This window comes from Actinoplanes sp. NPDC021490, assembly GCF_055562135.1.
Map to the genome: position 1 here is coordinate 168,218 of NZ_JBVHFW010000024.1, position 13,386 is coordinate 181,603.

Below are 13,386 nucleotides of genomic sequence, written 5' to 3' on the forward strand. Positions count from 1 at the left end.
CGGTGCTGTCAGCGGCACGGTATCAGCTAACCGGTACGCGTGTGCCGGATAGATACTCCGGGGGTCTCCATTGCGTTTGGCCATCTTCGGCGGGACCGGCCGGGCCGGCCGTGTCATCGTCGAGCTCGCCCTGCAACACGGCCACGAGGTCAACGCCCTCACTCGTGATCCGGCCCGGATCAACCCGCACCCCCAGCTCCACGTCGTCCGCGGCGACGTGCGCGATCCCGCCGCGGTGGCCGGCACCCTGGCCGGAACCGACGCCATCATCAGCGCCCTGGGCAGGCAACGACGGGGTCCGCAGATCTGCACCGAAGGCATCCGTACGGTGCTGGCCGCGGCAGCCGGCAACGGCCCCCGCCGACTGATCATCCTGAGCAACTACGGCGTCGCCGAGAGCCGCGTCCGCACCGCCTACGTCGCCGCGTCGTGGCTGCTCGAGCCGGCCGTACTCCGGGACAAGGAACAGATGGAAGCCCTCGTCCGGGCCAGTGACACCGAATGGACCGTGATCCGAGCACCCGTCCTCACCAACGGACCCCGCACCGGCAACTACCGCACCGGAACCGGCCTCCGGTTCTCCTTCACCGCCAGCGTGTCCCGCGCCGACCTCGCGGGGTTCATGCTCACCGAACTACGCGAGAACGCCTACCCGCGCCGAGCGGTGGTCATCACCTCGTGAACGAGGCTTGCGAGCTGAGCTAGTCGGCTGCCCGTCCCGTCCGTCAGACCTCAGGTGTGGAACCTTTCCGAGGGACACCGCTCGATGTGAGGTTGTCGGTGACGGCGGACGAGGTACGCCTCATCGGCGCCGGTATCGACATTTCGGCGCCGCATCAGGAAGTACCACCAGGCCTGACCAATGCGCTACACGACGTGTACCGCGAGCGTGGGCAGGTCAGCCGGGACCTCTCCCCGGCCGGGCAGCCGCCCGGCCTGGTCTCGCTACGCCGGGCCGGATCGCTGCTGGCCGAGTCGTTCCTCCCGGATCCGATCGCCGACGGGCTCCGCGACCTGATCGACCGGGCGACCCGGCACACGGTGGCTCTGCGCATCGCCGTGGACGCGCCCCAGCTGAGCAGGCTGCCCTGGGAGGCCCTGCCCGATCCGTCGACCGGTACGCCACTCGCGTTGCATCCGCGGGTGAGTGTCTTCCGGCACTCCGACAATCCGGCGCCGGCGCGGTGGGCGGGCCCGCTGCGCATCGTGGTGGCGATCGCGTCACCGGACGAGGGCGGCGGCCCGCTGCTGGACTATGAGCAGGAACTGCGCGCCGTCCTGCAGGCCGTCGGCGCGGCGCGGCGGAGTGCGGCCCGGGTCGAGGTGGTCCCGTTCGCGACGACCTCGGCGATCCGGGAGGCGCTGGACGTCGAAGGGGGCGTCCACGTCCTGCACATCTCCGCCCATGGTCTGCCCGGCCTGCTCGTCCTGGAAGACGAGCAGGGCGAGGCCCGCATGGTCACCGCCGGGCAACTGGTCGACGAGGGGATACCGAACGGCAAGATGCCGCCGGTCCTCTCGCTCGCCGCCTGTTACACCGACGCCGAGGGCGGACAGTCCGGTGCATCGTTCGCCGCGCAACTGGCGCAGCTCGGCGCGTGTGCGGTGATCGGAACCCAGACGAGTGTGACCGACCGGTACGCCACGCTGCTGTTCGCCCGCGTCTACCAGGAGCTGGCCGCCAACGCCCGCACCGACCTCATCGCCGCAATCTCCGACGCCCGGCGCGCCGTGCAGCGCGAGCTCCGGCTGTCCGCGGAGCCGGCGGACCGTCTCCTGGCCGGCCTGGATGAGTGGGGCGTCGTGGTCGTGCTGGCCAACGGGCCGGAGGTGGCGGTCATCGACCGGGCAGTCCCGCTGGTGCCGTCGCCGTTCGCGCGTACCGCGGTCTGGGGTCGGCTTCAGGCGCGGCCGGTCGGACAGTTCGTCGGCCGGCGCAGGCTCCAGCGTGAACTGCCGGCGGTGCTGCACGGCGACGCGTACGCCGGCCTGGTATTGCACGGCATCGGCGGCATCGGCAAGACAGCGTTGACCGCCGAGGTTCTTCAGCGCACCACACATCAGGATCCGGCATGGCGGGTGGCCGCCCTCGTCGGCACGCTGACCGTCGACGACGTGCTCGCCGCCGTGGCCCAGACGGCCCGGGTGGAGCTGGCCCGGCGGCAGGCGCCGGCCCGGCCGGAGGCGCTCCGGGCCGCCACTCGGCTGGATCTGCCGTGGCCGGACCGGTTCGCCTTGCTGCGGGAGGACGTTCTGGACAACATCCCCATGCTGGTCGTGCTGGACAACTTCGAGGACAACCTGACCCCGGCCGGCGGCGCCTGGCAGATCACCGATCCCGACCTCGCCGAGTTGCTCACGACCTGGCTGAGCAGCCCCGGGCGAAGCCGGTTGGTCATCACCTCCCGCTACCCGATCGCCTGGCCGGCACCGGCCGGGCGGGTGCTGGAGAAGGCAGTCGGGCCGCTGTCCGCGGCGGAGACCGGGAAACTGGTCTGGTCGCTGCCCAACCTGGACCGCCACGCCGGCACCGACGGCGGCGTCGAGCAGATCTGGCGGCTGGTCGGCGGCCACCCCCGATCCCTGGAGTACCTCGACGCGTTGCTCGGCCCGGGGGATTCCCGATTCCGTCACATCACCGACCGGCTCACCACTGCCGTCACGACCCGGCTCGGTCCCGGCCGGGCGGCGGAGTGGCTGAGCCAGGACCGCACGATGGATGTGGCGGTGGCCGACACCGTCACCCTGATCGCCGACGACATCCTCCTCACCGCCCACCTGGAGCGGCTGGCCGACGTGCCGCAAGCGCTCGAGGTGCTGGCCGCCATCAGCGTCTACCGCCGGCCCGTACCGGTCCTGGCGCTCGGCTTCCACATCGGCACGCCCGATCCGTCTGATCAGACCCGCATCGACACCGAGCACAGAGCGGCCGCCGAACAGCGACTCGCAGAGCACCTCGACCGGCTCGGCCTGGAGATCGCCGACCTGCCGCTCGCGCTGGACGAGGACGGCCCGCTGACCGCCGGCCGGCGCAACGCCCTTTGGCCGCTGCTGGAACCGCTCGCGGCCACCCTGACCTCACCGATGCTGCTGCCCGACGGCATCCATGAAGTGATCCGAGTGCTCGCCGCCAGCAGCCTGGTCCACTACGACACCGACGACGACTCCGTCTTCGTGCACCGCTGGACTGCCTCCGAACTGCACCGGATCTGGGGCACCGAAGGGCCGGTCGAGCGGGCGCACAGCGCCGCCGCCTCCTACTGGCAATGGCAGTCGACGGCCCGGCTCACGGGCGCCGCCTTCCTGGCCAACGACCTGGAGGAGGCCCGGCACCACCTGCTTGCGGCCGGGCGACTGGACGAGGCCGTCGCGGTCACTGAGCAACTCCTCGCCATCGCCACGATGTCCGGCTCCTCGGCCCGGATCGGCAGCCTGGCTCGCGACACCCTGAGCCGGCTGCCCGCCGACTCGGCCCACCGCCCGGCGCTCCTCTTGCACCTGGGGTCGGCCGCCCAGCTCGCCGGCGACCATCCAGCCGCCGTGCGGATCATCGAGCAGGCCCACGCCCTCTTCGAGCAACACGGGAACGCCAAGGACGCGGCCGCGGCCAACCTCGTGCTCGGCATGCTCGCCGTGCAGCAGGGCGACATAGCGGAGGCCGAACGCCGATTCCGGGCCTCCGCCGCCGTCTTCAAACGCCTCGACGCTCCACAAGACCTGGCCTTCAGTCATCTCCAACTCGGCGGCCTCGCGCACCTGAGAGACGACCACCCGGCGGCCCAGCGCCATCACCAGGAAGCGATGAGCCTCGGCCGGCAACTCGACAGCCGATCCATCCAGGCCTCGGCCCATCTCGCACTGGGCGAGCTCGCCCTGATCCAGGGCGACCCCCGTGCCGCCGAGCGGCATTACCGGCGAGCCCTGGTCAACGGCGAATACGAGGACAACCAACTGACGCTGGGTACGGTCCACAACGCCCTCGGCGATCTGCGGCTCCACGACGGCGACCTGGCCCAGGCGGAGAACCACTACCAGGAAGCCGCGGACATCTTCATCCGGATGGACTCAGAGGGGAGCGCGGCCAAGAGTTACGCGCAGCTCGGCAGCATCGCGATGCTGAAGGGAGACCTCGCGGAGGCCGCCTTCCGGTTAGGGCAGGTCCTCGCGATCTACGAGCGGACGGGCAACGCGATCAGCGCCGCGCAGACTCATGTGCAACTGGGCGCCCTGGCCCAGCAGCAGAACGATTTTTTGCGGTCCGAGCGACACCTCCGGCAAGGTCTCGCCCTGTTCGAGCAGGCCGGCAATCCGGCCGGGGCGGCCCACACCTATGGCGCGCTCGGCCTGCTCGCGCAGGAACGGGGCGACCACGCCGAGGCCGAGCGCCTCCATCGGGAAGCGGTCCGCATCGGCGATCAGCTGGACGCCCCGCTGATCACCGGGCAGAACCACGCGCACATCGGCGCGCTCGCCCTCGAACGCGGCGACCTCGACAAGGCGTACGACGAGACGCAGAAGGCCGTGGCCATTTTCGAGGAGCTCGGCGAGCCGACCGGCGCCGGTATGGCATACAGCCAGCTCGGCCAGATCATGACCGCCGCCGGGCGCGGGGACGCGGCGGTCCCCTACCACGTCGCGGCGTTCACCATGGGACACGACCAGATGAGCAGCCTGTTCGACCTCGAAGCGCTTCTCGACCTGCGCGAACAGCTCGGCACCCCGGTGTTCGTGCAGGAGGCCTCGAAATGCCTCCCGACGAAAGCGGAGATCACCAACCTCCTGGACTTCCTCGACGAGGCCGCCCGGCACCGACCCCGATGACCACGGCACCCGGCCCGAGGCTCGCTACTCCGCGCGCGCCCGGCGGCTTCGGGCCTACATGACGAGCCCGCTGCGGCCTAGTGGCCGTTGAACGCGTCTCGCATCCGGCTGAAGAAGCCGCCCTGCTTGCTCAGCTCGGCGACGTCCTCACCGCGGGTCTTGGCGAAGTCGCGCAGCATGCGTTCCTGGTCGGCGGTCAGCTTGGTCGGGGTCTTGACGTCGAGGTGCACGAAGAGGTCGCCGCGGCCCTGGCCCCGCAAGTGGGGTACGCCCTTGCCGCGGATGCGCAGCGTGGACGCGGGCTGGGTGCCGGCCTTGACCTCGATGCCCTCCTCGCTGTCGAGCGTCTTGATCGTCAGGCGGGTGCCGAGCGCGGCCGCGGTCATCGGCAGGGTGACGCGGCAGTGCAGGTCGTCGCCCTTGCGGGAGTAGACGTCGTGCGGGCGCTCGTGGATCTCGACGTAGAGGTCGCCGGGGGTGCCGCCGCCGGGGCCGACCTCGCCCTGCTGGGCCAGGCGGATGCGCATGCCGTCCTCGACGCCCGCGGGGATCTTGACGGTGAGCGAGCGGCGGGTGCGGACGCGGCCGTCGCCGGCGCAGGTCGGGCAGGGGTGCGGGATGACCGTGCCGTGGCCCTGGCAGGTCGCGCACGGGCGGGACGACACGACCTGGCCCAGGAACGTGCGCTGCACGCTCTGCACCTCGCCCCGGCCGCCGCAGGTGTCGCAGGTGGCCAGGTGGGTGCCGGGGGCCGTGCCCGCGCCGGAACACTGGGTGCACAGCACCGCGGTGTCGACCGTGATCGGGGCCTCGACGCCGAACGCCGTCTCGACCAGGTCGAGCTCGAGCCGCAGGATCGCGTCGGCGCCGGGACGGGTGCGCGGGCGCGGGCCGCGGGCGTTGCCGCCGGCCGCCGTGCCGAAGAACGCGTCCATGATGTCCTGGAAGCCGACGAACGGGCCGCCCGCTCCGCCGGGACCGCCGGGACCCACGCCGCCGCCGGGGGCGAGCGGGTCGCCGCCGAGGTCGACGATCTGACGCTTCTGGTCGTCCGAGAGAACCTCGTACGCCGCGTTGATGTCCTTGAACTTCTCGTGCGCTTCCGGATCAGGGTTGACGTCCGGGTGGTACTGCCGAGCCAGTTTGCGGTAGGCGCGCTTGATCTCGTCGTCGGTGGCTTCCCGGCTCACACCGAGAATGCCGTAGTAGTCCTTGGCCACGGGCTCCGCAATCCTCGTCAGTTCTGGGCTAGAAGGTCGCCCACGTAGCGTGCCACCGCGCGCACGGTTGCGATGGTGCCGGGGTAATCCATCCGGGTGGGACCGAGCACGCCGAGCCCACCGACGATCGTCGTGCCGGGGCCGTAACCGGTGCTGACCACGGATGCCGACCGCAGGTTGTCGATCTGGTTCTCGTCGCCGATCCGGACCCGGGTGGTGCTCGGTTCCACTTCGCCGATGAGCTTGAGCAGGATGACCTCTTCCTCGAGGGCTTCGAGGACGGGGCGCAGCGTGCCCTGGAAGTCCAGCACGCCCCCACGTGTCAGGTTAGCCGTGCCTGCCAAGGCGAGGCGTTCCTCACTGCGCTCGACGAGCGTCTCGAGCAGCACCGAGGCCAGACAGGCCATGGTGGCGCGGCTGGCCGGCGTGCACTCGTCGACCAAACCTTGCACGAGCGGCGGCGTGTCGGCCAGTCTCTGCCCGGCCAGCTTTTCGTTGACGCGGCGGCGCAGGTCGGTCACGTCGTCGGCTGGGACGGGGGTGGGCAGCTCGACCAGGCGCTGCTCGACGCGGCCGGTGTCGGCGATCATCACGAGCATGAGCCGCGTGGTCGAGATCGGCACCAGCTCGAGGTGGCGCACCGACGAGCGGGCCAGCGACGGATATTGCACGACAGCGACCTGGCGGGTCAGCTGGGCGAGCAGCCGGACCGTGCGGTGCACGACGTCGTCGAGGTCGACCGCGCCGATCAGGAAACGCTCGATGGCCCGGCGCTCGGCCGGGCTGAGCGCCTTGACCTTGGACAGCCGGTCGACGAACAGCCGGTAGCCGGCGTCGGTGGGCACGCGCCCGGCGCTGGTGTGCGGCTGCCGGATGTAGCCTTCCTCCTCCAGCACCGCCATGTCGTTGCGCACGGTGGCCGGCGAGACGCCGAGCTGATGCCGCTCGACCAGCGATTTCGAGCCGACCGGCTCCTGTGTCTCGACGTAGTCCTCGACGATTGCCCGCAGGACGTCGAGCTTGCGGTCATCCAGACTCACAATGACCCCTCCCCCTTCGCTGCGACTGGCACTCTTGGCGACCGAGTGCCAGTCTACGTCGCCACCGTCGGGAGCGCGATGATCGAGTGCAGTGTCTATTGGCCGGTTCGATCAGCGAGTCGCCCTCGACCGCATTGAACTGCGGCTCTACGGTGTCAGCCATGACTGAACCACCTCGCCCGCCCGGTGAAGGTAATCCGTACGACCCGACAACGCCGTTCAACCCTTATGCGGCTAACGACCCGGTTTCCGGTTCGACACCGCCTCCGCCGCCTCCATATGGCGCGCCTTCGTCGGGAGGCCCCGGCTACGGCGCCCCGCCGCCGTCGTCCGGCGGCCCGGGTTACGGCGGCCCTGGTTACGGCGCCCCACCGCCCTCATCCGGCGGTCCGGGCTATGGCGGTCCGCCGCCGTCGTCCGGCGGCCCGGGTTACGGCGGCCCGCCCCCGCAGTACGGCTATCAGCAGCCGCCCACGGGCTACGGCGCGGCTCCCAACCAGGACGACAAGACCTGGATCATGATCGCCCACTTCGGCGGCGCGCTCGGCGCTCTCGTCGGCGGCGGCCTGTCCGGCTGGATCGTGCCGCTGATCGCCATGCTGGCCAAGGGCAACCAGTCCCCGGTCGTCCGGGCCGAGGCGGTCAAGGCCCTCAACTTCCAGATCGTGTGGGCGGTCGTCACCCTGATCGGCTGGGCCACCGCCTGCGCCGTCATCGGTTTCGTGATCATCCCGATCGCCGCGCTGATCGCCATCATCTTCGGCGTGATCGCCGGCGTGAAGGCCAGCAACAACGAGCCGTACAAATACCCGCTCACCATCAACCTGATCAAATAGCGCGGCCGACTGCGCCGGGTACGGGGCCCGGCGCGTCACACCACGTCCCTGATCACCGCGTCGGCCAGCAGACGGCCACGCAGCGTCAGGATCAAACGCCCTTCCTCGTACGCCGTGGGGTCGAGCAGCCCGTTGGCCAGCGCCTGCTTGGCACCCACCGCGTCGACCCGGTCGAGCCCGATGCCCGTGCGTAACCGCACCCGCAGCATCACGTCCTCGACGTGCCTGTCCTCGGCGCTGAGCAGCTCGCGACCTTGACCGGGCGACAGACCTTCCAAGAGCCTTCCCGCGTACGCCGCCGGATGCTTGACGTTCCACCACCGCACCCCGCCGACGTGGCTGTGCGCGCCCGGCCCGAGACCCCACCAGTCGGCGCCGGTCCAGTACAGCAGGTTGTGCCGGCAGCGCGCCTCGTCGCTCGTGGCCCAGTTGGAGACCTCGTACCACTGGAAACCGGCCTCGCTCAGGGCGGCCTCGGCGGCCAGATAGCGGTCGGCGGCCACGTCGTCGGACGGGTACGGAATCTCGCCGCGCCGCATCCGGGCCGCCATCCGGGTGCCGTCCTCCACGATCAGCGCGTACGCGCTCACGTGGTCGACACCGGAGTCGATCACCGCCCGCAGCGACTGAGCGAAGTCGTCCGCGTTCTCCCCCGGCGTGCCATAGATGAGGTCGAGGTTGACGTGCTCGAACCCGGCCTCGCGCGCCTCCGCGGCGGCCTGGGGAGCGCGACCGGCGGTGTGCTTGCGGTCGAGAATCCGCAGAACGCCCGGCGCCGCCGACTGCATGCCCAGCGAGATCCGGTTGAACCCGTGCCCCCGCAGCCTGCGCAGGTATTCGGGGTTGACCGACTCGGGGTTGGCCTCCGTGGTGATCTCGGCGTCGGCGGCCAGGCCCCACGTCTTGTCGATGCCCTCGAGAATCCGCCCGAGGTCGTCCGCGGCCAGCAGCGTCGGCGTGCCACCGCCGAAGAACACCGTGTCCACGGCCCCCCGGCCCCCAGCGATCCCGCCACCACCACCACCGGCACCGGCACCGGCACCGGCACCGGAGCCACCATCGCCACCACCGCCGCCACTGGCACCACCGCCGCCACCGGCACCGGAGCCCGCAGATCCGCTCAAGCCACCGCCGCTGCCCCCACCAACCCGCCCGCCCGATTTTTCGGGATTTATCGCATTCTGGGCGAGTCTCAGCTCCTGCAGAACCGCGTCGGCATAGGTCTCACGCGACGCGCCGCCGCCCAGCTCGCTCGAGGTGTACGTGTTGAAGTCGCAGTAACCGCAGCGGCTGGCGCAGAACGGCACATGGACATACACCGCGAATCCGTTTTTTCCGACGTGCGCCGTCGCCTCGCCGGGCAGAGACCCGTCCTGCGGTACGGGTTCGCCCTCGGGAAGTGCACCGGCCATCCATCAAGTGTGCACGCTGCCCGTTAGGGTTCCGCCATGGCTCTGGTCCGTACCGTCACCGACGCCGGGGTGGCCACCCTGACCCTGGACTCCCCCGCGAACCGCAACGCCCTGTCCACCCCCCTGATGCGCGAGCTTCTCGACGCGCTCAGCGAGGCGCTCACCGACACGTCCGTCCGCGCGGTCGTGCTGTCCCATACGGGCAAGGTTTTCTGCTCGGGCGCCGACCTCAAGGAGACCGCCGAGGCCCGCGAGAACGGCCGCGTGCCGGCCGAGATGATCGCCGACGTGCTGGCCGCGCTCTGGGAGTTCCCCAAGCCGGTCGTCGCGCGCGTCGGCGGCCCGGCCCGCGCGGGCGGTCTCGGCCTGATCGCGGCGGCCGACATCGCCGTCTGCGCGCGCGACGCCACGTTCGCCTTCTCCGAGGTGCGCCTGGGCGTGATCCCGGCCGTGATCAGCGCGACCGTGCTGCCCCGGCTGTCCCCGCGCGCGGCCGCCGAGCTCTATCTGACCGGCGATGTCTTCGACGGTTCCCGCGCGGCCGAGATCGGGCTGGTGAGCGCGGCCGTGCCATCCGAAGACCTCGACGACGCCGTACGCCGGTACTGCGACAGCCTCGTGCTGGGCGGCCCGCTCGCCCTGGCCGGAACCAAGCAACTTCTCCGCCGTACGCCGATCCGGGCCGAACTGGCCGAACTGGCCTCGCGGTCGGCGGGCTACTTCCGCTCGGCCGAGGGCCGCGAGGGCATGGCCGCTCTGCGCGAGAAGCGGCCCGCGAGCTGGATTCCCGCCGCCCCCATATCGGACGGGTGACGCAGATCGGGTGACTTCGTTGACTACTCTTGTCGCCTGAACAACAACGCCTTGGGGGTGTGGGTGCGCAAGTCACCGGTCGTGGCGCTCGCGATCATCGCGCTCGTCGGTGCCCTCGGCGTTTTCGCCGTCGTCAACACCTTCTCCGACGGCATCAAACTGCCGAAGATCGGCCCCGAGTGCACGGTGCGGGCCGACGGCGAGGTCACGCTCGACTACGTGCAGATGGCCAACGCGGCCACGATCACCGCCGTGGGCCTGCGCCGGGGCATGCCCGAACGGGCCGTGGTGGTCGCGCTGGCCACCGCGTTCCAGGAGTCGAAGATGGAGAACCTCGACGACGGCGACCGCGACTCGGTCGGCCTCTTCCAGCAGCGGCCCAGCCAGGGCTGGGGCACGATCGAGCAGATCAAGGACCCGCGGTACGCGGCGGACAAGTTCTACTCGTCGCTCAAGAAGGTCAAGGGCTACCAGAAGATGCGGGTCACCGACGCGGCGCAGCGGGTGCAGCGCTCGGCGTATCCCAACGCGTACGAGAAATGGGCTGACGAGTCGGCGGTGCTGGCGCGGGCCCTGACCGGGCGCGCGACCGGGGCCGTGGAGTGCAGTGTGAGCGGCAGCCCGGTGCTGCGCGGCACCGAGGCGGCGGCGGCGGTGATGGACGGTCTGCGGCTCGACTGGGGCAAGGGCCTGCCCGAGTCGGCGACGGCCAAGCAGGACGGCGGTCTGACCGTGAAGGTCGCGAACGCGAGCGCGGGCTGGCGTTACGCCCACTGGCTGGTCGCGCACGCCTCGGCGACCGGTCTCGAACGGGTACGTTTCGGCGACCTCGAGTGGCACGCGCCCGACGGCCGATGGCAGGCGGTAACCGCGGAAAGTGCGGCGGGCACCGGCCGGGTCGTCGCCGAAGTCTTCAGCTGACGTCCCCTTTCGGGCCCGCACCGAAAGTTTCGGCCCGACAAATGATTACGCGCAGTGATGATGAGCGATTTGGGTACGCAGTTGCGTAGCGTATACATCGACATGGACAGAGTGCTACCACCCTGGTACTAAGTAGGGCGTGTCGAGGGCGATCGAGTGGATACTCCTGGGTGTCGGCAGTTGCGCGGCGATCATCGTGGGCCTGCGGTGGCACCGCCCGGCCCGGGTCATGCCGTGGCTGTTGCTGGCCGGTGCGGTCGCGGTCCTGGCGATCGGCGACGTTTTCTACGCATTTGACGTGATGGCTTCGGCCACGGCGTGCTATCTCGCCATGTTCGTGTTCGTGGTCGGCGCGTTATGGCAGTTCACGCAGGGCGGCTCGGTGCTCGTCGACCGGGCCCGGCTGCTCGACCTGCTGGCCTTCGCCTGCGCCGGGCTGCTCGTGGTGTGGGTGTTCGTGATCGGCGACAACCCCGTCCTGGGTGAGATCTCGGCGTCCGACGTGATCGGCTCGCTGCTGCTCATCGCGGTCGCCACCCGGCTCAACCTGGCCGTCCGCCGCAACGTCGCGGCGATGCTGCTGCTGACCGGCTCGATCGGGTTGCTGGCCGGTGACGTGCTGTACCCGTTGTTCCCCGGCGAGGCCGCCGAGACCGGCTACCGTGTGCTCTACGTGACCTGGGGCCTGGCCGCACTGCACCCGTCGATGGTGCGCCTGACTCAGCCGATGCCTTCCCGTACGCCGCACTGGCACGGCCGGTGGGCCGCCCTGCTCGGCGCGTCGGTGGCCACCCCGCCCATCGTCCTGCTGATCGAGGCGTTGCACGGCGACGTCAAGGACGGCGTCCCGATCGCCATCGCCGGCGCCATCACCCTGACCCTCACGATCACCCGCCTGGCCGACTCGATCACCCTGAACAGCCAGGCCCTGAGCCGCGAACGGGGTCTGCGGAGCGCCAACGCCGACCTGGTCTCGGCCACTGACCTGCCCGCGGTCGACAAGGCCGTCCGCAGCGCCGTGGCCGCCCTGCTTCCCCGGGAGGCCGTCCGCCGCCTGGTCTTCGCCCCCGACGACCGCCGGCTGACCGCCGAGAAGCTCCCGCCGGCCCCGCCCGGTCCCCGCCGCACCTGGTGGGTGGAGGACGCGATCCCGGAACCTCTCACCGACGATGTCTTCCGGGCCGACGACGGTCCGACCCGCGAGCCGGGTGCGGACATCGTTGACGGCTCCTACGTCTTCGGGCCTGCTTACGCCGGCGCCGGTCCGGAGGGCGCCTTCTGGCCGCGATGGGTCATTGCTCTGGTACGCCGTTTCGAGGGCTTGTTCGGGTCCGGCTCGGCCGCCACCGAGGAGACGACCCTGGTCTGCCCGCTGTGGCTGGAACCGCTGGCCGTGGCCCGTCCTTCCGGCGGCGCGGTCGTGCTGACCGGCCACCGGGACGCCCTCACCGACGCCCACGACGCGCTCGAGGTGCTGGCCGGCCAGGCCGCGCTGGCCCTCGACCGGATCAGCCTGGTCGAGGCGGTGGGCCGCCGCGACAGCGACCTCTACCTGCGTGCCGTGATCAGCAACACCGCCGACCTGATGCTGGTGCTCGACGAGGATCAGCGCATCCGATACGCCAGCCCGGCCCTGCACGACCTGCTGGGCGACGACAAGCTCTCCCCGCTGGCCACCCTCGGAGACCTGGTCCACCCGGACGACCGGGGCCAGATCCGCCGGGCCTTCTCCACCGGCGGCGACGGCACCATGTTCTGCGCCCTGCGCCGCCCCGACCACAGCCAGTCCCTGGTCGAGGCCACCTACCGTGACCTGCGCGGCGACCGCCTGGTCCAGGGTTTCGTGGTAACCATGCGCCCCGTAACCGACTCCGCCGACACGGTCGACCAGCTCCCCCACCGAGAGCACCTCGACGACCTGCCGGCGTGGGTAAACCGCCGAAGCGCCCAACACAAGTTCCGCTACTGACCAACCCCGTACGCAAGTCACCACTCAAGCCAGGGTCGCGCTCCGTCGTGGTCGGCAAGCTCACGCGCGTTTCACGGCGCCCGCCGCTCCCCGCGACCCGAGCGCCATGCATGCCGAGTTTCACCCGCCGTGGGGTCCAATCAGCTAACGGATTCGCTCATCTCCGCGCGACCGGGCGGTTTTCGGGCGCAACCACTCACGCACGTCGCCCGGGTGGGCCGAGCGTTCTGGGCGCCCCGCGCCCTGCTCGGACCGCCCGGGCCCTCGGCGGGAGTGCCCTGTGTCAACCGGTTGATGGGGGTGAGGTGAGTAGGTTTTGCAGGGCGCGGTGTTCGGCCGGGTCGTAGGGGGTGT

At 70.7% G+C, this 13,386-nt stretch carries 9 protein-coding genes and 1 pseudogene; 6 read left to right on the forward strand and 4 right to left on the reverse strand.

Annotated features, from left to right (window positions below; genetic code table 11):
* Positions 1-70 precede the first annotated feature (70 nt).
* The gene (locus ACZ3I4_RS43645; RefSeq protein ID WP_465388036.1) at positions 71-682 is read left to right on the forward strand and encodes an NAD(P)-dependent oxidoreductase; all 612 of its coding nucleotides are present in this window, start codon (positions 71-73) and stop codon (positions 680-682) included.
* A 98-nt stretch (positions 683-780) separates the two neighbouring features.
* Positions 781-4,821, forward strand: coding sequence for a tetratricopeptide repeat protein (locus ACZ3I4_RS43650; protein WP_465388037.1), 4,041 nt, complete (start codon positions 781-783; stop codon positions 4,819-4,821).
* Positions 4,822-4,898: 77 nt separating this feature from the next.
* Here the strand turns inward: ACZ3I4_RS43650 and dnaJ are convergent, their stop codons facing one another.
* A complete protein-coding gene (gene dnaJ, locus ACZ3I4_RS43655) occupies positions 4,899-6,041 on the reverse strand; it encodes a molecular chaperone DnaJ (RefSeq protein WP_465388038.1) in 1,143 nt (380 codons plus the stop codon).
* A 17-nt stretch (positions 6,042-6,058) separates the two neighbouring features.
* On the reverse strand, positions 6,059-7,081 hold the full coding sequence (hrcA, locus tag ACZ3I4_RS43660; protein ID WP_465388039.1) for a heat-inducible transcriptional repressor HrcA: 1,023 nt from the start codon (positions 7,079-7,081) through the stop codon (positions 6,059-6,061).
* A gap of 161 nt (positions 7,082-7,242) precedes the next feature.
* On the opposite strand from hrcA, the gene ACZ3I4_RS43665 reads away from it, so the two are divergent.
* On the forward strand, positions 7,243-7,917 hold the full coding sequence (locus ACZ3I4_RS43665; protein WP_465388040.1) for a DUF4870 domain-containing protein: 675 nt from the start codon (positions 7,243-7,245) through the stop codon (positions 7,915-7,917).
* 35 nt (positions 7,918-7,952) lie between these two features.
* Here ACZ3I4_RS43665 and hemW read toward each other — a convergent pair whose 3' ends face one another.
* The gene (gene hemW, locus ACZ3I4_RS43670; protein ID WP_465388050.1) at positions 7,953-8,903 is read right to left on the reverse strand and encodes a radical SAM family heme chaperone HemW; all 951 of its coding nucleotides are present in this window, start codon (positions 8,901-8,903) and stop codon (positions 7,953-7,955) included.
* A 174-nt stretch (positions 8,904-9,077) separates the two neighbouring features.
* A pseudogene (locus tag ACZ3I4_RS43675) lies at positions 9,078-9,329 on the reverse strand (radical SAM family heme chaperone HemW); the annotation flags it as partial.
* A 36-nt stretch (positions 9,330-9,365) separates the two neighbouring features.
* On the opposite strand from ACZ3I4_RS43675, the gene ACZ3I4_RS43680 reads away from it, so the two are divergent.
* The 3 genes from ACZ3I4_RS43680 (at position 9,366) to ACZ3I4_RS43690 (ending at position 13,032) form a co-directional block, all read left to right on the forward strand.
* Complete coding sequence (locus ACZ3I4_RS43680) at positions 9,366-10,142, forward strand: enoyl-CoA hydratase-related protein (RefSeq protein WP_465388041.1); 777 nt, start codon at positions 9,366-9,368, stop codon at positions 10,140-10,142.
* A 57-nt stretch (positions 10,143-10,199) separates the two neighbouring features.
* Positions 10,200-11,063, forward strand: a complete 864-nt coding sequence (locus ACZ3I4_RS43685) for a hypothetical protein (RefSeq protein WP_465388051.1) — start codon at positions 10,200-10,202, stop codon at positions 11,061-11,063.
* A gap of 139 nt (positions 11,064-11,202) precedes the next feature.
* Positions 11,203-13,032: a PAS domain-containing protein gene (locus tag ACZ3I4_RS43690; RefSeq protein WP_465388042.1), complete on the forward strand. Its 1,830-nt coding sequence runs from the start codon at positions 11,203-11,205 to the stop codon at positions 13,030-13,032.
* Positions 13,033-13,386 lie beyond the last annotated feature (354 nt).

Excerpts from the sequence above, each read along its gene's own strand:
- ACZ3I4_RS43680 (WP_465388041.1), top strand. The coding sequence starts at position 9,366 with ATGGCTCTGGTCCGTACCGTCACCGACGCCGGGGTGGCCACCCTGACC.
- ACZ3I4_RS43665 (WP_465388040.1), top strand. The coding sequence starts at position 7,243 with ATGACTGAACCACCTCGCCCGCCCGGTGAAGGTAATCCGTACGACCCG.